We start from the raw sequence: 26,193 nt of genomic DNA on the forward strand, positions 1-26,193 counted from the left end.
TACACATGTAGATTGTCAAATATGTAACGCGCGTTTTTGACAAAAAACTGAACATTTCTTAAAACCTATTTACTTTTTACTGACTACAGTAAGTCATTTTATGCCTGACTTTGTCAAAATTCAAGCGATGAAAATTAGTTAATTTTTTCGTATTCTTAATTAAGTTTTTTAATTACATTAATTCCTATAAAAAGGATTCAATAAAAAAAACACTTGTTTTTACCAAGTGTTTTTTGCGTGAAAATCTTATGTGTTTGTCCGATTTCATTTTGGCTTTCCAGGCACTTCATGATGGTGGCGGCAGCGTGCTTCATATGCTTCGGAAGCCCCCACCAAAATGACCGGATCGTCATAAGAAGCAGGTTTTCCATTGATCAGCCTCTGCGTACGGCTGGCCGGAGATCCGCAGACAGAGCACACCGCTTGCAGCTTCGTCACCGTTTCCGCTAAAGCCATAAGATCTGGCACGACACCGAAAGGCTCGCCCCGGAAGTCCAAATCAAGACCTGCTGCAATCACACGGTAGCCCTGATCAGCCAGAGAAGTTAACGTGCCGACAATCGATTCGTCAAAAAACTGGACTTCATCGACGCCGATGACATCCGTTTCTTTGCTTATGTATTGAAAAATTTCTTCCGGAGATGCGATGGCATGGCAAACAATGGATGTCCCATTATGCGAAACAACCGATTCACTGCTGTAGCGATTATCAATGGCTGGTTTAAACACTTTGACTTCCTGTCTCGCAAACGTTGCCCTTTTGATCCGGCGGATAAGCTCCTCTGACTTGCCCGAAAACATGCTTCCGCATATGAGCTCAAGCCATCCGCTTTGCTTCATGATGTACATCCGACTAACTCCTCTCCAGCGATTATTGCAAGTAAAAAAACAGGCAAGAAAAATCCTGCCTGTTTATCATATCTATTATTACTTAAGACCGTATTTTTTGTTAAAGCGATCAACACGACCATCAGCAGAAGCGAATTTTTGGCGGCCAGTGTAGAACGGATGGCATTCAGAACAAATCTCAACGCGTACCTCTTCTTTTACTGAACCTGTTTCAAATTCGTTTCCACAAGCGCATTTGACTGTTGCTTTTTTGAACTCAGGATGAATTCCTGCTTTCATATCTGTCATCTCCTTCCGCCCTGAATCCAATTCGGAAACAGAGTTATTATTCCGGGACAAAACCTCCGGAACGCACATGATGAAATTATAACAGCGATTCGGACGTTTTGCAAACTAAAGTTTTAAATCAGCGCCTTGCCGCCGACATATTCGCTTGCTTCCATTCCTGGATCAGAATATCGAAAAACTCCTGATTCGTTTTCGTCTTTTTCATTTTTCTCATAAATTTCTCGACGAAATCAGGCGTGTCAGACATCGTTTTCCGGATGGACCACAGACGGTCAAGGTGCTCTTTCGGAACGAGAAGTTCTTCTTTACGCGTACCCGAACGGCGAATATCAATGGCAGGAAAGATTCTTCTTTCCGCAAGAGAACGGTCAAGATGAAGCTCCATGTTCCCTGTCCCTTTAAATTCTTCATAAATGACGTCATCCATCCGCGAGCCCGTGTCGACAAGCGCGGTCGCCAAGATCGTTAAGCTGCCGCCCTCTTCGATGTTGCGGGCTGCTCCAAAGAAACGCTTTGGACGGTGGAAAGCGCCGGGATCGATTCCCCCTGACAACGTTCGGCCGCTCGGTGGAATGACTAGGTTATAAGCGCGGGCAAGCCTTGTAATGCTGTCCATTAAAATGATGACGTCCTTTTTATGTTCGACAAGCCTCATCGCACGTTCCAAAACAAGCTCGGCCACCTTGATGTGGTTTTCAGGCACTTCGTCAAACGTGGAGCTGACGACGTCTCCTGCAACCGAACGTTCGATATCAGTCACTTCCTCAGGCCTTTCATCGATAAGAAGCACGATCAGCTCCGCCTCCGGATGGTTGGTTGTGATGCTGTTCGCGATCTCTTTCAAAAGCATGGTTTTACCTGCTTTAGGCGGAGCGACGATCAGACCGCGCTGTCCAAATCCGACCGGCGCCATCATGTCCATGATCCGTGTTGACAGGTGATTCGGTTTCGTTTCAAGCACCATCTGGCGGTCTGGATAAAGAGGCGTTAACGCTGGAAAGTGCACGCGCTCTTTTGCCGATTCAGGATCGTCGCCGTTAACCGCTTCAACATGCAGAAGGCCGTAATACCGTTCGTTTTCTTTTGGAGGACGGACCTTTCCGGACACTTTGTCACCGTTTCTCAAATCAAAACGGCGGATTTGCGAAGCGGAAATATAGATATCCTCTGAACTAGGGGAGTAATTGATCGGTCTGAGAAAGCCGAACCCTTCAGACTGGATGATTTCCAATACGCCTTCCATGAACAGCAGATCTTCCTGTTCGGCGTTCGCTTTCAGAATGGCAAAAATCAGTTCCTTTTTTGTCAGTTTGCTGTAATAAGAGACTTTATAATGCCTTGCAAGCTCATACAGCTCTTTTAATTTCATATTTTCCAAAGATGAAATGGATACATCTTTCACTAAGAACACCACTCTTTTCTAATCGAATAATTTACTTTGTCTCATCAATTTCATGAAAGACGCTTGATTATACTGCCGATTCGTTTACCGGCAACGCTTCTACCCATATATATCGACGTATTGAAAAGGATTATAAGTATGAGTCGAGAAAGAAGCGAGGACTTAACAAGAGAAGATAATCGCATATCTGATAGATGCGGCAGGATTTTGGCTCTCTAAGAACCAACATGTGCAGAAAATTTCGCAGCACTCTTTAGTTTTACCTCATTTGTCGTACATATTCAACTTCATTTACGATTTGACATGAAATTGATAGAGATGACCCTGTTTTGAAAATGCCTTGACATAAAGAAGAAAAGCCGTTAGCTATTGTATCAGAGTATGAACCTTGATTCAATTTGTGAAGTGAAATACAAGGGAAAAGCGGGTCGTCTATATCCCCGCTTTTTCTTATGGCCGGATGACCAGGTTAGGTTTTTTCTTGAGACTGTGTCTTCCGTCCACAAACCGCACCGTACCGGATTTCGCTCTCATGACTATACTGTGGGTCGTTCCAACAGATCCTTTGAATTGCACGCCTTTCAAGAGCTCTCCGTCTGTGACACCGGTTGCAGCAAAAATCGCGTCGTCTCCTTTGACGAGGTCTTCCATGCGGAGCACTTTGCCCGTATCAAGCCCCATCTTTTCACAGCGTCTCAGTTCTTCTTCGTTTTGAGGAAGAAGCTTTCCGTGAATTTCTCCTCCGAGAGCTTTGAGTGCGACAGCAGACAAGACGCCTTCCGGAGCTCCTCCTGAGCCGAATAAAATATCGACGCCTGTATGATCAAAAGCGGTGTTAATGGCACCGGCCACGTCCCCGTCGTTGATCAGCTTGATTCGGGCGCCTGCTTCGCGAAGCTCATGGATGATTTTCTCGTGCCGAGGACGGTTCAAAATCGTGGCTACGACATCTTCTACATCTTTATTTTTTGCTTTTGCCACAGCTTTTAAGTTGTCAATCACAGGCGCTTCAATATCGATGCAGCCGACAGCTTCAGGACCTACAGCGATTTTATCCATATACATGTCAGGTGCATTCAGCAAGTTTCCGTGATCAGCCACAGCAATGACTGCGAGTGCGTTCCATCCGCCGCTTGCGACGATGTTCGTCCCTTCGAGAGGATCTACTGCTACGTCTACGCGAGGGCCGTAGCCGTTGCCGAGCTTTTCTCCAATATAAAGCATCGGCGCTTCGTCCATTTCCCCTTCTCCGATTACGACCGTTCCCTTCATAGGAATGGTGTCAAATACATCCCTCATGGCGCTTGTCGCAGCGTCGTCGGCCTCGTCCTTTTTACCTCTACCCATCCAGCGCGCTGACTTAAGCGCAGCCGCTTCTGTCACACGCACCAGTTCCATCGATAAGCTTCTTTCCATTCCTATCTAATCTCCCCTCACCCGTATGAAATCGTTTTATGTTTGATCTATCACAGCATTTGTCCATCAGGAATTTTGCAGCTGTTCAATTTCCTGGTCTGTCAATTTTTCGCGCCAGACAGTGGCCCCAAGCTTTGCCAGCTTTTCTTCAAGCTGGCTGTAGCCTCTGTCAAGGTGCTCCAAACCGGTGATTTCCGTGACTCCTTCCGCCATTAGACCCGCAACAACGAGACACGCTCCCGCCCGCAGATCGCTCGCTTTCACCTTGGCGCCCTGCAGAGGAACGGGACCGGTAATAATCGCCGATCTGCCTTCGACCTTCATCGACGCGCCCATGCGCCTCAGCTCGTCAATATGTTTGAAGCGGGCGGAATAAATGGTGTCAGTGACGACGCTCGTCCCGTTCGCCTTCGTTAAGAGCGATGTCATCGGCTGCTGCAGATCTGTCGGAAAACCGGGGTATACGAGCGTTTTTAAATCGACGGGTTTCAGCTCTTTCTGTCCGCCGACCATTAAAATCTGCTCGCTGCTTTCTTCGATTCGAACTCCCATTTCGCGGAGCTTGGCGATTAACGATTCCAAATGCGTCGGAATCACATTATCAATCAGCACTTCTTGTCCCATGGAAGCAGCTGCGATCATGAAAGTGCCGGCTTCGATACGGTCCGGAATAATCGAGTGTCTGCACCCGTGAAGCGACTCAACGCCTTCGATGCGAATGACATCCGTACCGGCACCTTTTATTTTTGCTCCCATGCTCGTTAAAAGGGTGGCAACATCGATAATCTCAGGTTCTTTCGCAGCATTTTCAATTACGGTTCTGCCTTTGGCAAGCACGGCGGCAAGCATGATGTTGATCGTTGCTCCAACACTGACGACATCAAGATAAATGCGCGCGCCTTTTAATTCCTCCGCACGCAGATAGATCGCACCCTGTTCGTTCGTCACTTCGGCTCCGAGCGCCTCGAAACCTTTGATATGCTGATCAATCGGTCTCGGACCGAGGTGGCAGCCGCCTGGAAGGCCGATGACCGCTTTCTTAAAGCGTCCGAGCATCGCGCCCATTAAGTAATAAGAAGCCCGAAGCTGTTTCACTTTTCCATTCGGCAAAGGCATGCTGATCATCGGCGCAGGATCAACGACCATTTCTCCCTTTTCAAAGTGAACGTTTCCGCCGATCTCTCTCAGCAGATCGCGCAGCGTCAAAATGTCTGAAATATGGGGAAGGCCTTCAAGCGTAACCGTCGAATCAGCCAAAATCGTCGCAGGTATGAGAGCGACAGCGCTGTTTTTCGCTCCGCTTATATGTACTGTGCCATTGAGAGGATCGCCGCCGGCTATATTTAACTTTTCCATGATCGTCTCCTTCCTTAAAGAAGATAGCTAATGGAGCGCTTCATAATGAGATTTCCTTCAGACTCAAAATAAATGGTTCATTTCAAAATCTATCCAATTAAAAGAGAAAGAATACAACAGATTTTAAATTTATCGGGAAGAAAAGTAGCGAAGCAGACTGCGGCAAGGTTCTCTTCTGCAAAACATTCATTTCTCTTTGTAAGACAAAATGGTGACAAACGGAGGGAGCCCCTCCACTTGCCACCCACATGAAGCAATTATTTATTCCAGTCAGCTAAAAACTGTTCAATCCCTTTATCAGTCAGCGGGTGCTTTGTAAGCTGATGAATGACTTTGAGAGGCATCGTACCGATATGCGCTCCCCTTAGCGCGGCTTCAGTCACATGCTGCGCATGGCGGATGGACGCGGCGATGATTTGCGTGTCCAAACCGTGCACATCGAAAATTTGTTTAATTTCACTGATCAAATCGAGGCCGTTGTGGCCGATATCGTCAAGGCGTCCCAGGAACGGGGAAACATACGTAGCTCCTGCTCTTGCGGCAAGAAGCGCCTGGTTTGCGCTGAAGATCAGCGTGACGTTCGTTTTAATCCCGAGATCGGTTAATGCTTTAACAGCTTTCAGGCCGTCAGACGTCATCGGAATTTTCACCGTAATATTCGGCGCGATTTTCGCAAGCTCTTTTCCTTCTTCAATCATCTCTTCAGCCTTCAGAGAAATAACCTCGGCGCTGACTGACCCAGAAACCACTTCGGTAATTTCACGCAGACGGTCATGAAACGAAATGTTTTCTTTTGCTACTAAACTAGGATTTGTCGTAACTCCTGCAAGCACACCGAGAGCGTGTGCCTCTTTGATTTCGTCTAAATTTGCAGTATCAATAAAAAACAGCATATTGATAAAACCTCCTGTCATGAAAATGTCTGAACTGTGGAACATGTTTGCGCTTTCCGGATGATATGGATAAAACCGCCTGTCGCTATCAGGCGGCTTTTTTGACTGAACGGGAAGCAAAAGAGCCTCATGCCGTCAAAGGCATGTGTTAACAGCACTTCCCTAAAACATCAGAAAAACATCCTGTTCCCCCGGCTTTGCGGGGAAAACAGATGCTTTTCCAATCGTCATTATGCTTTGTTTGAAGAACCAAATTCACGCATTTTGCCGATCACTGTTTCTTTGATAGCTTCGCGTGCAGGTCCGAGGTATTTGCGCGGATCATACTCTTCAGGCTTCGCAGCAAGCGTTTCGCGAACAGCTTTCGCAGAAGCGATTTGGTTTTCAGTGTTGACGTTGATTTTTGCCGTACCTAAAGAAATAGCTTTCTTGATGTCGGCAGTAGGAATGCCTGTACCGCCGTGAAGTACGAGCGGAAGACCAGTTGTGTTTCCGATTTCTTCCATTTCTTTGAATCCAAGGTTTGGTTCGCCTTTGTAAGGGCCGTGAACAGAACCTAATGCAGGTGCAAGGCAGTCGATTCCTGTGCGCTCAACAAGTTCTTGACACTCTTTAGGGTCCGCGTAGATGACGCCTTCAGCAATTACGTCGTCTTCCTGTCCGCCTACAGTTCCAAGCTCAGCTTCAACTGATACACCGTGGAAATGAGCAAGCTCAACAACTTTTGAAGTCGTCGCAACGTTCTCCTCGAAAGGATGGTGGGAAGCGTCGATCATAACGGAAGTGAATCCCGCATGAATCGCTTTTGCACAAGATTCAAAGCTTGAGCCGTGGTCTAAATGAATCGCAACAGGTACTGTTACGTTGTATTCTTCCATCAGCGCTTTAACCATTGCCACAACGGTTTTAAATCCGCCCATATAGCGTCCTGCACCTTCTGATACACCGAGGATAACAGGAGATTTCTCTTCTTCAGCGGCTTGTAAAATCGCTTGAGTGAACTCAAGGTTATTTAAGTTAAATTGTCCGACAGCATATCCGTTTTCTTTTGCTTTATTCAACATTTCCGTCATTGATACTAAAGGCATGTCGAAAGTCCTCCTTATGTAGCCTGATTTGCTTTTGCGAAAAAAGCCTCCACACCTACCTAGCATGACCAGAAAAATCCGCCATATGTAAAATGTTTTGGTTTTTTAAAAACGTTAGATAGCTTTTCTCTACTTATATAGAATAACAATTAATCAACAAATCGGCAACATTGTGACTGTGACAACATCAAAAACTTTTCAGCTATCCGTTGGACTTTATAGGCAGATAGGTTTTAACGGCATCGCGAATTTCGTCGATGTCAAAAGGCTTCGCAAAGTGCGTCAGGGCTCCGAGCTCCTTCGATTCCTGGATCATGTCGAGCTCTCCGTAGGCCGTCATAATGATGACCCGGATCCCCTCGTCAATGACCTTCATCCTTTTCAAAATTTCAATTCCGTCCATGCCGGGGATTTTCATATCGAGCAAAACGAGGTCGGGGCGCTGGTTTTTCACAATGTCAAGCGCTTGAATCCCGTTCGCAGCCTGGAAGGTTTTGTATCCTTCTTTATTGAAAACTTCATTCAGCAGAACCCGAATCCCGTACTGGTCGTCTACGATTAAAATCTTCTCATTCATGATTTACACCTCTATATTTATAATTTTCGCCAAAATTAAGCAGTAGTTTATCTATTCTGTTTTGTTTTTCTCTTTTCCTTTAATTAAAATATTTAAGTTTGCGACATATTTAGAGGATTTTTCCCATTATTCTCTTTTGTTATATAATGATAGTCAGTAAAAAAGGAGGAGTCAGCTTGCTTAAAATTTTCACCACTCAATTGACGGGAATCTTCAACCGGATTCAAGAGGGCGAGGCCCAATCGATAGAGGACGGCGCCCGCTTGTTGGCTCAGGCGGTCATCAGTGATCATTCGGTTTATGTATACGGAAAAAATGAATTGGAAGGCATTTTGAAAGAAGCGATGTACAGTTCTGAACCGTTCCCCTCAGTCAAAGTGCTGCCGAAGAACGAAGAAAACTGGCCCGATTTTGAAATGACGGACAAAGTGCTGATGTTCTGCGCCGGTTCAGCGGATGACGAAGAGCTGAAAATGGCGGAAAAACTGTATGAAAGAGGAATCGGACTTGTTGTCATCTCCCCTTCGGGAAAAGACGGCGCCCCGATCGCATCATTCGCCGATGTCCATATCGATTCAAAGCTGAGAATGCCGCTTCTTCCCGATGAAGACGGAACAAGGTTCGGATTTCCGTCCCTGATGGTCAGCCTCTACATTTATCATGCCCTATCCTTTACATTAAAGGAAATTCTTCAGGAATACCAATAAAACAGGGTTGCCTAAAGGAAATTAATGACGGTGGGGCCGGCCTTAATGAATATAGTACCAGTTCGGGCCGCCATTATCACCAGAAAAATCCAAAAAAGGCCTGCCGGCGTGATGTGCCGGTAGGCCTTTTTCTTTTTTACAGCTTTTCCGAAGTCTTCAGCGAAGCATGTACGAAGTCTCTGAACAGAGCCTGAGGTCTTGTCGGTCTTGACGTGAATTCAGGGTGGAACTGAGACGCGACAAACCATGGATGATCTTTAAGCTCGATAATCTCCACGAGGCGGCCGTCAGGGCTTGTCCCGGAAAATACAAATCCGGCTTCTTCCATCTGCTGTCTGAATTCGTTGTTGAATTCATAGCGGTGGCGGTGGCGTTCATAGACCACTTCATTTTCATATGCCTGATACGCTTTCGACCCTTCTTGAAGCTTGCACGGATAAAGTCCGAGACGCAGTGTTCCGCCGAGGTCTTCAATGTCCTTTTGTTCAGGGAGAAGGTCGATAATCGGATACGGTGTGGAAGGATCGATTTCGGCTGAGTGCGCTCCTTCAAGACCGAGCACATTTCTTGCGTATTCAATCGATGCCACCTGCATTCCGAGGCAAATGCCGAAGAACGGAATCTTTTGTTCGCGGGCATATTTGACTGTCGTGATTTTCCCTTCAACACCGCGGTCTCCAAATCCGCCCGGCACAAGAATACCATCCGCATTCTGAACAAGATCGGCAACGTTGTCTTCCGTCACTTCTTCCGCATTGATCCATTTAACCTGAATGTCTGCGTCAAACGCATAACCCGCATGGCGAAGCGATTCCACAACTGAAATGTAGGCATCCGGGAGCTCGACGTATTTACCAACCAAAGCGATTGTCACCGTTTTGGACAGACTTTTTACCTTTTTGACAAGTTCTTTCCATTCTTCCATATCGGCTTCTCTGCAATCCAGCTTCAAGTGGCTGCAGACTAAGCTGTCCAGCCCTTGTTTTTGCAGGTCGAGAGGAATGGAGTAGAGCGTATCCGCATCGCCGGCCTCGATGACGGCTTTAGGATCGATGTCGCAGAACAGCGCGATTTTATCTTTCATGTCCTGAGAAATCGGCATTTCTGTTCTCACGACGATGACATTTGGCTGAATGCCGAGGCTGCGCAGTTCTTTTACGCTGTGCTGAGTCGGCTTTGTTTTCATTTCTCCCGCCGCTTTAAGATATGGAACTAGCGTACAGTGAATGTACATCACATTGTCGCGGCCGACATCGCTCTTGATCTGGCGGATCGCTTCAAGAAACGGCAGCGATTCGATATCACCGACGGTTCCGCCGATTTCGGTGATCACGACATCAGCGCCTGTTTCTTTTCCGGCGCGGAATACGCGGTCTTTAATTTCATTTGTGATATGAGGTATAACCTGTACGGTACCGCCTAAATAATCGCCTCTGCGCTCTTTTTTCAGCACCGTGGAATAGATTTTTCCTGTTGTCACGTTGCTGTATTTATTTAAATTGATGTCGATGAAGCGCTCATAGTGGCCGAGGTCAAGATCCGTTTCCGCACCGTCGTCGGTTACGAACACTTCACCGTGCTGATACGGGCTCATTGTCCCCGGGTCTACGTTGATATACGGGTCAAATTTTTGAATGGTGACATTCAAACCTCTGTTCTTCAGCAGGCGGCCGAGCGAAGACGCCGTAATTCCTTTTCCAAGCGAGGATACAACTCCTCCGGTTACAAAGATATATTTTGTCATTTCTGTACCCCTCTCTTCGATTAACGCTTATTCCTTAAAATGCTCTTTTTATGAAAAATCATTTAGATCTTTTCTAAATGATTTAAATGATAAGGAGGCGGAAAAACAAGAAAGCTCCCTTTCAATTTCTTGAAAGGGAGCTGATAGTCCGTATCACTCGAATCTCTTCGTTTTGAAGAGCCCAAAATACATACTACATAGTTCGCCTGTGAAAGTCAAGATCGATTTAAACATGAATTCCGTTCAGGCGGCAAAATTACTCCTCGTCTTCCTCTTCTTCAAAATCTTCATCATCATCGTCCAGGATCTCGTCTTCAAGATCATCCAGTTCATCATCGTCGGCTTCATCGATTTCTTCGAATTCATCGGCGGCAATGTCCAAGTCGTCTTCGACATCGTCAAGAAGAATATCATCCTCGTCGATTTCTTCGAATTCGTCAAGATCAAGATCTTCTTCAACCACTTTTTTCGCTTTTTTCTTTTTCGCTTTTACAGTCGGTTGTGTTTCTTCATCAAGCTGATCATACGGATACCAGCTGCGCAGGCCCCACGTTTGGTCTGACAGCGCCAAAAAGCGTCCGTCGATATTTAAATCTGTGTAGAACTGGGCGATGCGGTCTTCCAGCTCTTCTTTCCCCATTCCAAGCAAGGAAGCCACTTGATCTGTTAGCTCCTGGAATGTAATCGGTTTTTTGTGTTCCGAAAAAATTTCGTATGCGATTTCAACTAAAGCCATTTCCTTTAGCTGTTCCTCTGAGTATTGTTTCAAACTCATCGCCAGACACTCCCTTTCTATCTTCATGTATGTATCTACTATCTCTGTCATAGAAAATAAGCATGTAATCCCTGTCTTTACGACAAACCATACCTCTCATTATAAACAAAAGAAATCACTTTATGCCACCTTTATTCCCGTTAATTCAATAATTTTTACCTGTTGCATTGGAAATCGGCGGCAAGCGGGATTGAAACATAGAACAGCCGGGAGCGTCCGGCCCCTTGAAAACGAAAAAAACTGCGTCGGCGGCCTGTCCGCCGGCAGCAGTCCAAACCGTGCCAGACGGCTGTTTTCCGCCCTTATTTCATCAGCATTCTCGAAATGACGAGCTTCTGTATTTCCTGCGTTCCTTCATAGATTTGAGTGATTTTTGCATCGCGCATAAAGCGCTCGACCGGATAATCCTTTGTGTAGCCGTATCCGCCGAATATTTGCACGGCCTCCGTCGTCACTTTCATAGCCGTATCCCCTGCATATAGCTTCGACATCGCGGAAGCTTTTCCATAAGGCAGCCCCTCTGATTCCAGCCATGCCGCCTGGTAGGTTAAAAGCCTTGAAGCTTCAATCTCCGTCGCCATATCAGCCAGTTTAAAAGCGATGCCCTGCTGCTCAGCGATCGGCCTGCCGAATTGCTTCCGCTCTTTCGCATACGCCTTCGCCGCCTCAAATGCACCCTGGGCAATCCCGACGGCTTGAGCGGCAATTCCGTTTCTTCCTCCATCAAGCGTCTGCATTGCGATTTTAAAGCCTTCACCTTCCCCGCCAAGGCGGTTTTTTAAAGGCACGCGGCAGTCCTGAAAGATAATTTCGGTTGTCGGCGATGAACGGATGCCCAGCTTCCTTTCTTTTTTCCCGACAGAAAAACCGGGAAAATCCTTTTCAACGATAAAAGCGGTTGTGCCTTTGTGCTTCTGTTCCGGCGCAAGGTTGGCAAACACGATGTAGATGTCTGCAATTCCGCCGTTTGTGATAAAGATCTTCGTTCCATTTAAAATATAATCATCACCATTTCTGACCGCGGTCGTTTTCATGCCGCCGGCATCAGAGCCTGAACCGGGCTCCGTCAATCCGTAGGCGCCTATCTTTTCACCGCGGGCCATCGGCTTTAAGTATTCCTGCTTCTGTTCTTCCGTTCCAAATGCATAAATCGGCCAGCCTGCAAGCGAAGTATGGGCTGACAAGGTGACGCCCGTTGAGGCGCAGACTTTCGAAAGCTCTTCTACTGCGATGACATAGGCGAGGTAGTCACTGCCGATCCCCCCGTATTCCTCAGGCCACGGTATTCCCGTCAACCCCAATTCCGCCATTTTGGAAAACAGTTCCATGTCAAACCGCTCTTCCTCATCCCGCTCCTTTGCAGTCGGCTCCACCTCTTGACGGGCAAAGTCGCGCACCATCTTCTGTATCATTTGGTGCTCTTCACTCAGCTTAAAGATCATTCTTTTCCCCCCCTTATAAATGCTTACCGATGACGATCCGCTGGATCTCGCTTGTGCCCTCATAAATTTCACACACTTTCGCATCCCTGAAATATCGTTCAGCGCTGAAATCCTTTGTATATCCAAAATCTCCGAGCAGCTGCACGGCCTCTCCGGCGACATACATTGCCGTTTCCGAAGTGAACAGTTTGGCCATTGAAGCAGCCTTTCCCGTCTGGACGCCTTGTTGTTTCAGCGAAGCGGCCTGATAAACGAGAAGCCTGGCAGCCTCTGTCCTCGCCGCCATGTCGGCCAGCTTAAAAGCAAGCCCTTGTCCGTTCTTATACAGCTCTCCGTCCGGATACCGTATTTTTAGAAATTCGATGGCTTCAGAAAGCGCTCCTTCGGCGATGCCCAGAGCCTGCGCCGCAATTCCGATCCGCCCGGTATCCAGATTGGAAAGGGCCATTTTGAATCCTTTACCTTCCTTCCCCAGCAGCTGCCGGGCGGGAATGACAGCGTTATCAAAATTTAAAGTGACCGTCAGCGAACCGTGAAGCCCCATTTTCTCTTCATTTTTCCCAATAAAAAAGCCCGGCGTGCCCTTCTCCACGATAAAAGCCGAAATGCCCTCCGTTCCCGCTTTCGGATCGGTTGAAGCAAAAACAAGATAAATGTCGGCGGCTCCGCCGTTTGTGATAAAAACTTTCGTACCGTTGAGCACATAGGTATCGCCGCGCTTTTCGGCCCTGGTTTTTAGACTGCCCGCATCGGAACCGGCACTCGGTTCGGTTAAACAAAAGGCTCCCAAGTACTGCCCTGCTGCCAGCTTTTTAACATAATGTTCTTTTTGCCGCTCATTTCCGTATAAAAGAATGGGAATGGTGACAATTGACGTGTGTACAGATAGAACCGCGCCAAGAACGGCGCTTTTCTTTGACAGCTCATGGATGATCATTATATAGGTGATAAAGTCATGACCGGCCCCGCTGTACTTAGCCGGAATCGGAAGCCCCATCCAGCCGCGCTCCGCCATTTTCTTCAAAAGAGAGGTTGGAAAACGCCCTTTCTCCATTTCAGGTACAAAAGGAGCGACCTCCTGTTTAACAAATTGCCTGACAATCTTCTGCATGCGGGTCTGCTCTTCTGTAAACTGAAAATTCAAGGTCACCCCTCCTTATGTCGGCTGCTTTTCGTACGTATAAAACCCTCTGCCCGTTTTCTTTCCGAGACGTCCTGCGCTGACATATTGTTTAAGGAGCGGACAAGGCCGGTATTTATCATCGCCAAAACCTTCATGCAACGTCTCCATAATATACAGACACGTATCCAGACCAATCAGGTCAGCGAGAGCCAGCGGGCCCATCGGATGGTTCATGCCAAGCTTCATGATTCCGTCTATGCTTTCTTTCTCGGCGACGCCTTCATAAAGCGCAAAAACCGCCTCGTTAATCATCGGCATTAAAATGCGGTTGGAGATAAATCCCGGAAAATCCCGCACCTCGATCGGAACCTTGTTCATCCGCTCCGCCGCAGCCACGACGGTTTCATATGTTTCGCCGCTCGTCTCAAGCCCCCTGATGACCTCGACAAGCTGCATGACCGGAACCGGGTTCATAAAATGCATGCCGATGACATTTTGAGGTTTTTTCGTGACGGAAGCGAGTTCCGTAATCGACAATGACGATGTATTTGATGCCAATAGGGCTGAGTCTTCGGTCACTTCATCAAGCCGTTTGAAAATCTCTTTTTTTACATCCATTTGCTCAACAGCCGCTTCAATGATGAGAAAAGCTTCCCGCGCATCGTCGAGCGAAGCCGAAGGAGAAAGACGCTGGTAGATTTGCTGTACGTCTCCATGCGGAAGCTTGCCTTTTTCCGCCTGTCTGACTAGCTGGCCGGAAATGCGCTTCATTCCCTTTTCAATTTGGTCAGGTGATACGTCGTACATGTAAACATTGTATCCGGCCTGGGCAGAGACCTGGGCGATCCCGGCCCCCATCTGGCCGGCTCCGATGACCATGATCGTGTCTTTTTTCATTTAAACTCCCCCTTTTTTATACCTCGATCATCACGGCGTCTCCCTGACCGCCGCCGCTGCAAATGGCAGCAATACCTGTACCGCCGCCGCGCCGTTTTAATTCGTACATAAGCGTCAAAATGATTCTTGCCCCGCTCGCGCCGATCGGATGACCTAGCGCAATGGCGCCGCCGTTGACATTGACCTTCTCCATGTCAAGGCCCACGATCTTTCCGCTTGCCAAAGCTACCGCGGCGAACGCTTCATTGATTTCAAACAGTTTGATATCAGAAAGCTCAGCTCCGGTTTTGTTAAGCAGTTCTCTGATGACAAGCCCTGGGGTTTTCGGGAAGTCTTTGGCTTCGACTGCAATGGATGTGTGCGCTTTAATGACGGCGGACACCTTCACATTGAGTTCCTTTGCCCTGTCTTCATTCATCACGATAAGCGAGCATGCTCCGTCATTTACCCCCGGCGCGTTTCCCGCAGTAATTGTCCCATCGTGGTCAAAAACCGGAGCAAGCTGTGACAGCCTTTCCAATGACGTATCGCGCCGCGGAGCTTCATCTTGATCAACCGTTAATTCGCCGCCCCGCTTCTGCGGTATACAAACAGGGACGATCTCTTCTCCGAGCGCACCTGAAGCTGCAGCCTGTACGGCCCGCATGTGGCTCCTGAGCGCCCATCGATCCTGTTCTTCTCTTGCAATCTCCAACTCTTTTGCAGCGGCATTTCCGTAGGAGCCCATATGAACACCCGTAAATGAGCATGTCAGCCCGTCTGTGATCATCAAATCTTTAACCGCTCCGTCTCCCATTCTCAGCCCCCATCTCGCTTTTTGAAGCAAATAAGGGGCATTTGACATCGATTCCATACCTCCTGCTGCAATGACCTCCGCATCACCAGCCCGGATGATCTGATCCGCCATTGTGACGCTTCTTAAACCTGAAGCGCACACTTTATTAATCGTTTCCGTTTTGACGTCCCATGGCAGTCCCGCAAAACGCGCAGCCTGTCTCGACGGCAGCTGCCCCTGTCCGCCTTGAAGAACGGAACCCATAATGACTTCATCGACATCCTCAGGATGTACACCGGAACGTTTTAATGCTTCTTTTACGGCGATTCCGCCGAGCTCCGCTGCCGTCTTTGACTGAAGCGCGCCCCCGAGTTTTCCAAAAGGCGTGCGCGCGCCGCCTGCAATAACCGATCTCGCCACCTGACATCCTCTCCCCTTATCATGATTTGTGCATACCGAAGATAAAAGAAGGCGGAGATCCGGCTCACACCTTCTTTATTCAAAACCTGAAATCCGTCTATGAAGCATGTTCTTTTTGTTCTGAGCCGAATACGGCGCGTTCAAGCAGCTCCGCCACATCGTAGGTGCCGACCTGATCCTCCATTTCCTTGGCTTTTGTTCCGTCGCCTAGCATCGTCAAACAATACGGACAGCCCGAACTGATGACAGAAGGTGAAGCGCTGAGCGCCTGCTCCGTTCTGGCAACGTTGATCCTTGTGCCCGTCTCTTCCTCCATCCACATGAGACCGCCCCCCGCTCCGCAGCACATTCCGTTTTCACGGCTGCGTTCCATTTCCACTAAATGGATGCCCGGGATGGAGCGCAGAATATCGCGCGGCGGTTCGTAAACCTCATTGTAGCGGCCCAAATAGCATGAATCATGAAAGGTGACGGTTTCGCGAACCGGAAACTCAGGTTTCAGCCTTCCTTCTTCAATAAGGGCAGCGAGAATTTCTGTATGATGATACACCTCCGCTTTCAGACCAAAATCAGGATATTCATTTTTAAAAATATTGTATGCATGCGGATCGATGGTTACAATTTTTCGAACATCATTTTTTTCAAATTCTTCAATATTTTTTGCGGCAAGCTCCTGGAATAAAAACTCGTTGCCAAGCCGCCTCGGCGTATCGCCTGAATTTTTTTCTTTATTGCCTAAAATCGCGAACGTGACCCCGGCTTGATTGAGAAGGCGCGCGAAAGCCATGGCGATCTTCTGGCTTCTCCGGTCATACGATCCCATCGACCCGACCCAGAACAGGTATTCAAAGGCCTCGCCTTTTTTCTTCATTTCTTTCACTGTCGGCACCTTAACGTCGTCTCTCATGTCACGCCAGTTTTCGCGTTCTTTTCTGTTTAATCCCCAAGGGTTACCCTGTCTTTCAATGCTCGTCATGGCGCGCTGGGCATCTGCATTCATTTTTCCTTCTGTGAGCACGAGATAGCGGCGGAGATCGATGACCTTGTCGACGTGCTCATTCATGACCGGGCACTGATCTTCACAATTCCGGCACGTTGTGCATGCCCAAATTTCCTCTTCGGTGATGATGTCGCCGATTAAGCTCGGATTGTATAGCTCTGAAGCAGCCGCTTCTCTTGATCCTTCTCCTCCCGCCGCCATGGCCAGCTGGTTGCCTTTCGTATGCTGAAAGAGAGGCGCGGGAACCCAAGGCGTTTTCGATGTTACTGCTGCTCCCTTTTCTGTCAAATGGTCTCTGAGCCGCAAAATCAGATCCATTGGCGAAAGCATCTTGCCTGTTCCGGTAGCCGGGCACATATTGGTACAGCGCCCGCATTCAACGCACGCGTAAAGATCGATCAGCTGGGATTGCCTGAATTCCTCGATCCGTCCGACGCCGAACGTTTCTTTTGTTTCATCTTCAAAATCGATTTTTTGAAGCTTTCCCGGGTTTGTCAGCCGGCTGAAAAATACGTTTGCCGGTCCGGCAATTAAGTGGGCGTGCTTTGACTGCGGCACATAGACTAAAAATGTCAGTAAGATAAGAAGATGCGCCCACCATGCCGCATAGAACACTGCCGCTGAGGCGGTTTCTCCCATGAAGCCGAGGGCAAAAGCGATGCCTGATGCCATCGGTTCGTGCCATGATAATGAATGTTCATGCCAGATCATGTTCATACCGTTTCCGAGTAAAACGGTAAACATCAAGCCGCCGATCAGCATGAGCACGATCCCCGACTTCAAATTGCGCTTTAGTCTGACGAGTTTTTCAATATAGCGCCTGTGAAAGGCCCAGACCACCGCAATTAAAATCATCAACGTGACGATTTCCTGAAAAAACGTAAACGCCGGGTAGACGCTGCCAAGCGGAAGTCCTTGATCGGGAACGAGCCCTTTCAAAATAAAATCGATCGCTCCGAACTGAACGAGAATAAAGCCGTAAAAAAACATGACGTGGATAATGCCGCTTTTTTTATCTTTAAGCAGTTTCTTTTGGCCGAACACGTTCTCCCATATCTTTTGAAGGCGCTCCTTCGTCCGCTTATCAAAATCCTCTTTTTGTCCGAGCCTGATGTAACTGATTCTCGTTCGGATCAAGTAGACAAACAGATAAACGGCGTAAGCGGTTACACCTAAAAACGCAATGAAATTCAACCACAATAAGACATTCATCAGCTGCTCCCCCTTTCATTTCCCCAACCTTAAATCCCCTTGAACTACCTTTATCTTAAATAATGAATGAGTGTTCAGTCAATATGTTTTCATAAATGCAGGAAATTAGGGGGACACTATTCTTTACACGAAAAAAGGGAGTGTCTTCATTGGTGCCGCTTATGATTATGGTATGTTTTCTCATCCTGCTTCTTGCGCTCGATTTCCGTTTCGGCCGCAAAGCCTTTGAAAGGAAAGCCTACGAACCCGTTTTTTCAGAGAAGAAAAGCGATATTGAACTGATTCATAACGGAGAAGACTTGTGTGAGCGGCTGCTGGATGACATCCGCCAGGCCGAATCGTCGGTGCATGTCATGTTTTATATTGTGAAGAACGATGATATCAGCCTTGAATTTTTAAAAATGCTGAAGGATAAAGCGAAAGCCGGCGTATGTGTACGCTTGCTGATTGACCGGATCGGCGCGATGAAGGTAAAGAAAAAAACGCTGTCAGAATTGAAACAAAGCGGAGCGCACGTTTTTTTTGTCAACAATCCGGGCTTCCCTTATTTCTTTTATCGACTGAATGCAAGAAATCACCGGAAAATCGCCGTCATAGACGGAAAGATCGGCTATGTGGGCGGATTTAACATTGCGAAAGAATACCTTGGTAAAAAAGCGGAATTCGGCCCGTGGAAGGATTACCATTTGCGAATGACGGGGGAAGGTGTTGCCGACTTGCAGCACATTTTTTTATCAGACTTCAATAGAGAAGTGCCGCTATCACAGCCGGACAGCGGTATGTTCCCGCCGCTCCATCAAGGAGCTGTCACCCATTCGATACATGCGACAAAAGGGTTTTCTCTGGAAGGAAAATACATTTCATTTATTGATCAGGCAAAAGAAAGAATCATGATTTGCACGCCGTACTATATTCCGAGTCCGGCTTTGCAGCAAGCAGTTCTTTCAGCCAGGGAAAGAGGCGTGATCGTCTCGGTTCTCGTGCCGATGAAAGCCGACCATCCGCTTGTCAAAGAGGCCGCCTACACGAACTTTCCCGCACTTTTGGAGGCGGGTTGCTATATTTACCGGTACTACAGAGGCTTTTATCATGCAAAAGCATTGATCGTCGACGACCGGCATGTGATGATCGGAACATCAAATTTTGACAATCGAAGCCTGTTTCTCAATGATGAAGTGAATGTCGTCATCCATGATAAAGACTGGACAAAACAATTCTTTGACGTCGTCAAGGAAAGTATTGAACACGCCGAGCTTCTGACAAAGGAGCGGTATGCGAAGCGGCCGGTGATGCAGCGGCCCATCGAATGGCTGGCGAAATCGATTTCATATTTTTTATGAATCGTACGTTTATCCTGCATAACATGCGGGTAACATTTCACCAAAGTGATGATTACATACGGAGGGATATATGATGAACCAAGCAGAGTCGATTAAGCTCCGCGCACAATCGATGACATTAAAAAACTTGATTGAGCTGTACAGACTTTGCCGCTCAGCCAGACATCAGCTTTATATATGCTCAAGAAAAACAATGTGCAAAATTAAAGATTTAATTGAACTGGAAATGTTCAGAATGGCCAATCGCGAAAATGAGTGCCTGATTGTCATCGAAGGGAAGATGGCGCAGGAGTTAGTAAGAAAAGCACAATCGATTCTTTCTGACGCTCAAGTTCAATAAGGGAAGGCGACGGACCTTCCTTGTGTGAGACGCCTCCTCACCAAATCAAGAAAAAATCCCCCGTTCAAAGGACGGGGGATTCGTTTTACATTTTTTCAGGAGCTGATACGCCGATCAGCTTGAGTGCATTATTTAATGTGATTTGTGTTGCCTTCATCAATGATAAACGCGCCCGGCTTTTTTCTTCATCTGCCGGATCGAGAACTTTCTCAGCATTGTAAAAGCTGTGGAGCACAGATGCCAATTCAAAAATATAGTTTGTAATGCGGTGCGGAATCCGCTTCTCTGCGGCATCGGCGACAGCCTCAGGGAACGAGCCGATCACTTTAAGCAGATCATACTCTTTTTCAGAAGCGATTTTCGTCAGGTCAAGGTTCCCTTCAAATGAAATACCTTTTTCTTCGCCTTGTCGCAGCATGCTGCAAATTCTCGCATGAGCGTACTGCGCGTAGTAAACCGGGTTTTCATTCGATGTGGAGACAGCCAGGTCAAGATCAAAGTCCATGTGCGTATCGGCGCTGCGCATCGCAAAGAAGTAACGCACCGCGTCAAGGCCGACCTCATCAATGAGATCGCGCATTGTCACAGCTTTTCCGGTTCTTTTGCTCATCTTCATTTTTTCGCCGTTCTTGTAGAGATGGACGAGCTGGATGATCTCGACCTCAAGCGTTTCTTTGTCATAACCGAGCGCTTCAATGGCCGCTTTCATGCGCGGGATATAGCCGTGATGGTCCGCTCCCCACACGTTGATCAGCTTTTGGAAGCCGCGGTCAAGCTTGTCTTTGTGATAAGCGATGTCAGGCAGAAGATACGTGTAGGACCCGTCTTTTTTGATCAGGACGCGGTCTTTGTCATCGCCGAACGCCGTCGAGCGGAACCATGTCGCCCCGTCTTCTTCATAGATGTGCCCTTTTTCGCGAAGGGCTTCGAGCGCCTGATCGATCTTTCCGTTTTGGTAAAGCGATGTCTCTGAGTACCAGACATCAAATGGGACACGGAAATTCTCGAGGTCTTCACGAAGTTTGCCTAATTCGTACTTTAAGCCGTATTCACGGAAAAACGCGAGGCGTTCGCTCTCTTCTTCATGAACAAAACGGTCGCCGAATTCATCGGCGAGCTTTCGGCCGATTTCCTTAATGTCTTCGCCGTGATATCCGTCTTCAGGCATCGGCTTGTCTTTTCCAAGCGCCTGAAAGTAACGGGCCTCGACGGATAATGCGAGGTTGTTGATTTGATTGCCGGCATCGTTGATGTAATATTCGCGGCTCACTTCATACCCCGCTTTTTCAAGTACATTGCAGAGAGAATCTCCGACAGCGGCTCCGCGGGCATGCCCAAGATGCAGGTTGCCCGTCGGGTTTGCTGAGACGAATTCCACCTGAACGCGTTCTCCGCCTCCGATATTTGTTTCACCGTAGGCCTCTCCTGCTTCAAGCACAGCCGGAATGAGCTTCGTTAAATATTGATTGTTCATGTAGAAATTGATAAAACCCGGTCCTGCGATATCAAGTTTGTCGATCGACGCTTTTCCTTTATCAAAGGATGCGACGATTTCCTCGGCAATATTCCGCGGCGCTTTTTTGGCGATTCTCGCCAGCTGCATCGCCATGTTAGTGGAATAGTCTCCATGCGACTTGTCTTTCGGGACTTCCAATACGACTTCGGGAATCTCGCTTTCTGCGGCGAGGCCGGCTTTCATGACAGCTTCTTTAATTTCCTGCTTCAGCACATCTTTCATTTGTTCGACTATGTTCATGACTCGTGTCCTCCTCTATACGAAATCGACATCATATGTAAATGCTTTTGTTCATCGCTTACAATCATATCGTACTCAACGCTGATCATTCCGTCTGGCGGCTGCCGGGTGACTGATACGGATTTTGTATCCACGCCAAGCTCGAGCCTGCCGAAAGGCATTTTATAATGAGTGACGGTGCGGCTGCCCGGCCTGAAACGCTGTTTCATTTCAATGGCGCCGGAACGCATCACCAGAACTTCGTTTTCGCTTGCTTTTACGATCGTCTTCACCTTTCCCGCATCATGCTCTTCATGATAAGAAAGATATATTTTATCTTTTTTCATATAATAAAACCCAGTTGTCCGGAACTCGATCGTTTCCGTGTCCGATCCTTCCCGGATAACAGATTTCACATGGATATTAACGGGTGTCTCCTGGTTCATTCCGACACTTCCTTTTTTGATCCGATTTGACTTGATTAGTATAATCATTCGGGAAAAAAAGTTCAACCGCTGCTCCTTTATACCATCTTAACAGAACGGACGGGAAGATAAACCATTTTCTAAGAAAAAAGCCGTCCCGAAAAAGGACAGCCTGTTTATTTCACCCAGCCGAGCAGCATTTCGCGAATCAGCTTGCTTGCCGTATTTGCGGTTTGTTCCGAATGGTCGTAGACCGGAGCGACCTCAACCAGGTCTCCTCCAACGACGTTGACGTCTGAGCGGGCGATTTCGTGAATCGAAGCGAGCAGCTCTTTTGATGTGATGCCTCCGGCGTCAACCGTACCGGTTCCCGGCGCATGAGCGGGATCTAAGACATCGATGTCAATCGTTACATAAACCGGACGCCCTGCGAGTTTCGGCAGGACGGATTTAAGCGGCTCAAGCACTTCAAATTTGGAAATGTGCATACCGTTTTCGTTTGCCCATTCAAACTCCTCTTTCATACCGGAGCGGATGCCGAATGAATAGACATTGCCGGGACCGATCAGTTCCGCTGCTTTGCGGATCGGCGTCGAATGCGAGAGCGGCTCTCCTTCATAGTCGACGCGGAGATCTGTGTGCGCATCCATATGGATGATGGCAAGATCGGGATATTTTTTATACATCGCTTTAATAACCGGCCATGAAACGAGGTGCTCTCCTCCCATTCCGAGCGGGAATTTTCCTTTTTCTAAAATGCTGTCAACATATTCTTCAATCATGTCGAGGCTCTTCTGCGGGTTCCCGAAAGGCAGCGGGATGTCGCCGGCGTCAAAGAAATGAACCTCGTCAAGCTCCCTGTCCAAATAAGGGCTGTATTCTTCAAGCCCGATGGACACCTCGCGGATTCTCGCCGGACCGAAGCGCGATCCGGGACGGTAGCTGACCGTCCAATCCATCGGCATGCCGTAAAGGATGGCGTCCGCCTCTTCCCAATCGGGGCGGCTTGCGATAAACACCTTGCCGGAATATGCTTCATCAAATCTCATCTTCAAAAACCTCCCTGAAAAAAAGCGCAGAATACCATCCTGCGCCAAACTGTTTTATTTGATTAAATCGCTGACGAATTTCGGAAGGACGAATGCCGCTTTATGAATTTCTTTTGTATAGTATTTCGTCTCAATATCGAAGAAGCGACTGTCCTCCACTTCAAGAGGATCGTATTTTTTCGAACCGATCGTAAACGTCCACAATCCGCTTGGATATGTCGGAATGTTGGCCAAATACAGCTTTGTAATCGGAAAGATCTCTTTTACATCGCGCTGAACGTTAGTGATCAGTTCAGGTGTAAACCAAGGGTTGTCCGTCTGAGCAACAAAAATGCCGTCTTCCTTTAGCGCATTTGCTATGCCGGCGTAAAAGCCTTTTGTAAACAAGTTGACAGCCGGCCCTACAGGCTCGGTTGAATCGACCATGATGACATCGTACTCATTTTCAGATTCTGCAATGTGCATAAAGCCGTCATCGACCTTTACTTCGACGCGCGGATCGTCAAGTTTGCCTGCAATGGAAGGCAAAAATTTCTTAGAGTATTCGATCACCTTGCCGTCGATATCGACAAGCGTCGCTTTTTTGACGCTCGGATGCTTCAAAATTTCACGGATGACGCCGCCGTCTCCGCCGCCGACCACAAGTACATGCTCAGGGTTCGGATGCGTAAACAGGGGCACATGCGCCACCATTTCGTGGTAGACAAATTCATCTTTTTCAGATGTCATGACCATGCCGTCAAGAAACAGCATGTTGCCGAATTCTTCCGTCTCGGCCATTTCGAGCTTTTGAAAGTCCGTCTGCTCTGTATGTAAAGTCTTGTTGATTTTCATCGTAATGCCGAAGTTTTTCGTTTGCTTCTCTGTGTACCAAAGTCCGCTCAAAGCGTCATCTTCCTTTCGTGATAAGCTGTATTTCCATCTATTTTTCTCGCCTGCGGCGACGATTATTCTGCACTGAAGCATCGGCTTTTGCCTAAGGAAAAAGTATAGAGGAATTGCAGGTGATTGTAAAGACGGATCGATTTATTTTCAGGAGTCATTCCATTCCCGACGGCCGTTTTCGGCTGAGCTTGCCACAGATGTACATAAGCTTATTCTGCAGCGGCGACTGCCAAAACTGAGGATTCCTCCGGTTGCTCTGTTAATCGCCTCCTAGAGGGTCTGCGGTTTTTTCCTTCCCGCTTGTTTAAACCCTCCTCTTTTTCCTCATAATGATAAGAACATTTATTTATCCGGGAGGAGATTTGAACATGGACATGATGACGGACAAGCGGGTCCGTTTAACTATCAAGACGATACGCGCATTTTTGTTCATGGGAGCATTGATGCTGATCTTCCTTTCAATCGTTGTCATGACGGTGGTCCTGGCAGCCAAATGGCAAGGCGCTCCTTCGATTCAGGTGCCGAGGTCTACCGTGCTGTATGACGGAAGCGGAAAGCAGATGGGAGAGACGCATTACGGGCAAAAGCGGTACTGGGTTTCGCTGAAAAGCATCAATCCCGCCGTCATCGATGCCACACTTGCCGTTGAAGACCGGAACTTCTTCCGGCACCATGGCTTCGACTATATGAGGATGGGCGGCGCCCTCATCGCCGATCTAAAGGCGATGTCCAAAGTTCAGGGAGCCAGCACCATTACACAGCAATATGCGAGAAACCTCTACCTCGGCCACGATAAAACATGGAAAAGAAAGTGGAATGAAGCTTTTTATACGATACGGCTCGAACAAAACTACACAAAGAAAGATATTTTGGAAGGCTATTTAAATACGATTTATTACGGGCATGGAGCCTACGGAATCGAAGCTGCTTCCCGGATGTATTTTGGCAAACGGGCCAAGGATATCAATGCGGCGGAAGCTGCGATGCTTGCCGGCATTCCAAAGGGTCCTTCCGTTTATTCGCCTTTTGTTAATGAAAAAAAGGCGAAAGAACGCCAAGAAATAATCCTGACAATGATGGAGAAAGAAAACAAGCTCACGAAAAAGCAGGCGGCAGAACTGAAAAAACTGCCGCTCCGCTTTGAAAAACAGGATAAGCAAACAACCGCTAAAACCGCTCCGTACTTTTATGACGAAGCGGTTAAAGAAATCGCGCGCTTGCTGCATTTGACACCGGAGCAAGCAGAAACCGGCGGCTACAACGTATTCACCACGCTCAACCCGCGTCTCCAAAAAATTGCCGAGGACACGATCGAACGCACGATTGATTCGTCATCTGACATTCAGGCAGGGTTTGCAGCGATCAATCCGTCCGACGGCAGCGTTCTCGCGCTTGTCGGAGGACGCGACTACGAAAAAAGCCCGTTTAACCGCGTAACCCAGGCTATGCGGCAGCCCGGCTCCACTATGAAGCCTTTCCTTTATTATTCGGCTGTTCAAAACGGTTTTACGCCGGCCACCCGGATGAGGAGCGCAGAAACGACATTTGAGCTCGGGCAAGGCAGCGCTTATTCGCCGAGCAACTATCACGGCTATTACGCAGACGGCCCGATCACTCTTCTTCAGGCCCTGGCTTTGTCCGATAACATTTACGCCGTGAAAACGCACCTTTTCCTCGGCATGGACAAACTGATTGATGCTGCAAAACAATTCGGCATCACGAGCCCGCTGCAAAAAGTGCCGTCGCTTGCGCTCGGAACATCCCCCGTGAAGCCGATTGAAATGGTAAACGGATACGCCATGTTTGCCAATGGCGGAAAAAAAATCGAACCTTCCTTTATTACGAAAATTACCGATTCGAACGGGGAGGTTCTTTACGAAAAACCGAAGCGAAGCAAACAAATCCTTGACCCAAGAGCGGCTTTTATCACGGCAAACATGATGAGCGGAATGTTCGACAAATCACTCAACGGCTATACAACTGTTACCGGGCGGACGATCGCAGATCAGCTGACGCGCCCATACGCCGGAAAATCGGGAACGACCAGCACCGACAGCTGGATGATCGGCTTTTATCCCGGCCTTGCTTCAGGCGTGTGGACGGGATATGACAAAGAGCGGACAATCGATGCCGTCGCAGAGAAAAACTATGCCAAACAAATTTGGGCCAAATTTATGGAAAAAGCGCTTGAAAACGCGCCCGCCGCAGCTTTAAAGCCGCCTGAAGGCGTGAAAGGGATGTATATTGACCCTGCTACAGGCTATGCGGCGGCGCCCAGCTGTCCGTCCAAATATTTCGCTTATTTTATCGAAGGTACTGAACCCGAGCAGGTTTGCTACGGAAAAGAAATCTATAAGGATCAAAAAGCCGGGCGCGAAAAACCCGCCGCTCCCCACAAGCGGAAAAAGTGGTGGGAAAAATGGTTTAAAAAAGAAGAATAAACTTTTTTGGGCGG

General features: G+C 47.9%; 23 protein-coding genes. 4 read left to right on the plus strand and 19 right to left on the minus strand.

What is annotated here, in order from left to right:
- Positions 1-264 precede the first annotated feature (264 nt).
- From M1D59_RS20125 to M1D59_RS20160, 8 genes are all read right to left on the minus strand, one after another.
- Entirely contained in the window at positions 265-849 is a 585-nt protein-coding gene (locus M1D59_RS20125; RefSeq protein WP_020453284.1) for a thymidine kinase, read from the minus strand.
- A gap of 78 nt (positions 850-927) precedes the next feature.
- Positions 928-1,128 (minus strand): 50S ribosomal protein L31, encoded by a 201-nt coding sequence (rpmE, locus tag M1D59_RS20130; protein ID WP_003186051.1) that lies wholly within the window; start codon positions 1,126-1,128, stop codon positions 928-930.
- A gap of 127 nt (positions 1,129-1,255) precedes the next feature.
- Positions 1,256-2,539, minus strand: a complete 1,284-nt coding sequence (gene rho, locus M1D59_RS20135; RefSeq protein ID WP_003186053.1) for a transcription termination factor Rho — start codon at positions 2,537-2,539, stop codon at positions 1,256-1,258.
- Positions 2,540-2,989: 450 nt separating this feature from the next.
- A complete protein-coding gene (gene glpX, locus M1D59_RS20140) occupies positions 2,990-3,955 on the minus strand; it encodes a class II fructose-bisphosphatase (protein ID WP_080131527.1) in 966 nt (321 codons plus the stop codon).
- A 66-nt stretch (positions 3,956-4,021) separates the two neighbouring features.
- Complete coding sequence (locus tag M1D59_RS20145; RefSeq protein ID WP_023857064.1) at positions 4,022-5,311, minus strand: UDP-N-acetylglucosamine 1-carboxyvinyltransferase; 1,290 nt, start codon at positions 5,309-5,311, stop codon at positions 4,022-4,024.
- Between the two features lie 257 nt (positions 5,312-5,568).
- Positions 5,569-6,204: a fructose-6-phosphate aldolase gene (gene fsa, locus M1D59_RS20150; RefSeq protein WP_020453287.1), complete on the minus strand. Its 636-nt coding sequence runs from the start codon at positions 6,202-6,204 to the stop codon at positions 5,569-5,571.
- Positions 6,205-6,434: 230 nt separating this feature from the next.
- Complete coding sequence (locus M1D59_RS20155; RefSeq protein WP_020453288.1) at positions 6,435-7,292, minus strand: class II fructose-bisphosphate aldolase; 858 nt, start codon at positions 7,290-7,292, stop codon at positions 6,435-6,437.
- A 202-nt stretch (positions 7,293-7,494) separates the two neighbouring features.
- Positions 7,495-7,872, minus strand: coding sequence for a response regulator (locus tag M1D59_RS20160; RefSeq protein WP_094777382.1), 378 nt, complete (start codon positions 7,870-7,872; stop codon positions 7,495-7,497).
- 173 nt (positions 7,873-8,045) lie between these two features.
- Here M1D59_RS20160 and M1D59_RS20165 point away from each other — a divergent pair, with 173 nt between their 5' ends.
- Positions 8,046-8,576: a DUF2529 domain-containing protein gene (locus M1D59_RS20165; RefSeq protein ID WP_268460893.1), complete on the plus strand. Its 531-nt coding sequence runs from the start codon at positions 8,046-8,048 to the stop codon at positions 8,574-8,576.
- Positions 8,577-8,712: 136 nt separating this feature from the next.
- On the opposite strand, the gene M1D59_RS20170 is transcribed toward M1D59_RS20165, so the two are convergent.
- From M1D59_RS20170 to M1D59_RS20200, 7 genes are all read right to left on the minus strand, one after another.
- On the minus strand, positions 8,713-10,320 hold the full coding sequence (locus tag M1D59_RS20170; RefSeq protein ID WP_020453291.1) for a CTP synthase: 1,608 nt from the start codon (positions 10,318-10,320) through the stop codon (positions 8,713-8,715).
- A 256-nt stretch (positions 10,321-10,576) separates the two neighbouring features.
- A complete protein-coding gene (gene rpoE, locus M1D59_RS20175; protein WP_023857062.1) occupies positions 10,577-11,095 on the minus strand; it encodes a DNA-directed RNA polymerase subunit delta in 519 nt (172 codons plus the stop codon).
- Positions 11,096-11,397: 302 nt separating this feature from the next.
- Positions 11,398-12,537, minus strand: coding sequence for an acyl-CoA dehydrogenase (locus tag M1D59_RS20180; RefSeq protein ID WP_035337908.1), 1,140 nt, complete (start codon positions 12,535-12,537; stop codon positions 11,398-11,400).
- Positions 12,538-12,550: 13 nt separating this feature from the next.
- Positions 12,551-13,681: an acyl-CoA dehydrogenase family protein gene (locus tag M1D59_RS20185; RefSeq protein ID WP_105979536.1), complete on the minus strand. Its 1,131-nt coding sequence runs from the start codon at positions 13,679-13,681 to the stop codon at positions 12,551-12,553.
- Positions 13,682-13,693: 12 nt separating this feature from the next.
- The gene (locus M1D59_RS20190) at positions 13,694-14,557 is read right to left on the minus strand and encodes a 3-hydroxybutyryl-CoA dehydrogenase (RefSeq protein WP_023857058.1); all 864 of its coding nucleotides are present in this window, start codon (positions 14,555-14,557) and stop codon (positions 13,694-13,696) included.
- Positions 14,558-14,573: 16 nt separating this feature from the next.
- A complete protein-coding gene (locus tag M1D59_RS20195; RefSeq protein ID WP_144497873.1) occupies positions 14,574-15,752 on the minus strand; it encodes an acetyl-CoA C-acetyltransferase in 1,179 nt (392 codons plus the stop codon).
- A 97-nt stretch (positions 15,753-15,849) separates the two neighbouring features.
- Positions 15,850-17,964: a (Fe-S)-binding protein gene (locus tag M1D59_RS20200; RefSeq protein WP_458117640.1), complete on the minus strand. Its 2,115-nt coding sequence runs from the start codon at positions 17,962-17,964 to the stop codon at positions 15,850-15,852.
- Between the two features lie 149 nt (positions 17,965-18,113).
- Between M1D59_RS20200 and cls the strand changes: the two genes are divergently transcribed.
- Both cls and M1D59_RS20210 read left to right on the plus strand, forming a co-directional pair.
- A complete protein-coding gene (gene cls / locus M1D59_RS20205; protein ID WP_458117641.1) occupies positions 18,114-19,304 on the plus strand; it encodes a cardiolipin synthase in 1,191 nt (396 codons plus the stop codon).
- Between the two features lie 73 nt (positions 19,305-19,377).
- Positions 19,378-19,644 (plus strand): hypothetical protein, encoded by a 267-nt coding sequence (locus M1D59_RS20210; RefSeq protein ID WP_023857054.1) that lies wholly within the window; start codon positions 19,378-19,380, stop codon positions 19,642-19,644.
- Positions 19,645-19,729: 85 nt separating this feature from the next.
- Here M1D59_RS20210 and argS read toward each other — a convergent pair whose 3' ends face one another.
- The 4 genes from argS to speE form a co-directional block, all read right to left on the minus strand.
- The gene (gene argS, locus M1D59_RS20215) at positions 19,730-21,400 is read right to left on the minus strand and encodes an arginine--tRNA ligase (protein WP_023857053.1); all 1,671 of its coding nucleotides are present in this window, start codon (positions 21,398-21,400) and stop codon (positions 19,730-19,732) included.
- Positions 21,397-21,825: a YwiB family protein gene (locus tag M1D59_RS20220; RefSeq protein WP_224146329.1), complete on the minus strand. Its 429-nt coding sequence runs from the start codon at positions 21,823-21,825 to the stop codon at positions 21,397-21,399. The genes argS and M1D59_RS20220 overlap by 4 nt, the downstream gene beginning before the upstream one ends.
- A 155-nt stretch (positions 21,826-21,980) precedes the next feature.
- The gene (gene speB / locus M1D59_RS20225; RefSeq protein WP_023857051.1) at positions 21,981-22,853 is read right to left on the minus strand and encodes an agmatinase; all 873 of its coding nucleotides are present in this window, start codon (positions 22,851-22,853) and stop codon (positions 21,981-21,983) included.
- Positions 22,854-22,907: 54 nt separating this feature from the next.
- A complete protein-coding gene (gene speE, locus M1D59_RS20230) occupies positions 22,908-23,738 on the minus strand; it encodes a spermidine synthase (RefSeq protein ID WP_023857050.1) in 831 nt (276 codons plus the stop codon).
- Between the two features lie 368 nt (positions 23,739-24,106).
- On the opposite strand from speE, the gene M1D59_RS20235 reads away from it, so the two are divergent.
- Positions 24,107-26,179, plus strand: a complete 2,073-nt coding sequence (locus M1D59_RS20235; protein ID WP_101561357.1) for a transglycosylase domain-containing protein — start codon at positions 24,107-24,109, stop codon at positions 26,177-26,179.
- Positions 26,180-26,193: the final 14 nt, after the last annotated feature.

This window comes from Bacillus sp. PK6-026, assembly GCF_054161455.1.

Coding starts and splice junctions, on each gene's coding strand:
- glpX (WP_080131527.1), bottom strand. CDS start 3,955: ATGGAAAGAAGCTTATCGATGGAACTGGTGCGTGTGACAGAAGCGGCT.
- M1D59_RS20145 (WP_023857064.1), bottom strand. CDS start 5,311: ATGGAAAAGTTAAATATAGCCGGCGGCGATCCTCTCAATGGCACAGTA.
- speB (WP_023857051.1), bottom strand. CDS start 22,853: ATGAGATTTGATGAAGCATATTCCGGCAAGGTGTTTATCGCAAGCCGC.
- rpmE (WP_003186051.1), bottom strand. CDS start 1,128: ATGAAAGCAGGAATTCATCCTGAGTTCAAAAAAGCAACAGTCAAATGC.
- M1D59_RS20200 (WP_458117640.1), bottom strand. CDS start 17,964: ATGAATGTCTTATTGTGGTTGAATTTCATTGCGTTTTTAGGTGTAACC.
- M1D59_RS20220 (WP_224146329.1), bottom strand. CDS start 21,825: ATGAACCAGGAGACACCCGTTAATATCCATGTGAAATCTGTTATCCGG.
- M1D59_RS20170 (WP_020453291.1), bottom strand. CDS start 10,320: ATGACAAAATATATCTTTGTAACCGGAGGAGTTGTATCCTCGCTTGGA.
- fsa (WP_020453287.1), bottom strand. CDS start 6,204: ATGCTGTTTTTTATTGATACTGCAAATTTAGACGAAATCAAAGAGGCA.
- M1D59_RS20180 (WP_035337908.1), bottom strand. CDS start 12,537: ATGATCTTTAAGCTGAGTGAAGAGCACCAAATGATACAGAAGATGGTG.
- M1D59_RS20125 (WP_020453284.1), bottom strand. CDS start 849: ATGTACATCATGAAGCAAAGCGGATGGCTTGAGCTCATATGCGGAAGC.
- M1D59_RS20190 (WP_023857058.1), bottom strand. CDS start 14,557: ATGAAAAAAGACACGATCATGGTCATCGGAGCCGGCCAGATGGGGGCC.
- argS (WP_023857053.1), bottom strand. CDS start 21,400: ATGAACATAGTCGAACAAATGAAAGATGTGCTGAAGCAGGAAATTAAA.
- rpoE (WP_023857062.1), bottom strand. CDS start 11,095: ATGAGTTTGAAACAATACTCAGAGGAACAGCTAAAGGAAATGGCTTTA.
- M1D59_RS20235 (WP_101561357.1), top strand. CDS start 24,107: ATGGACATGATGACGGACAAGCGGGTCCGTTTAACTATCAAGACGATA.
- M1D59_RS20210 (WP_023857054.1), top strand. CDS start 19,378: ATGAACCAAGCAGAGTCGATTAAGCTCCGCGCACAATCGATGACATTA.
- M1D59_RS20155 (WP_020453288.1), bottom strand. CDS start 7,292: ATGCCTTTAGTATCAATGACGGAAATGTTGAATAAAGCAAAAGAAAAC.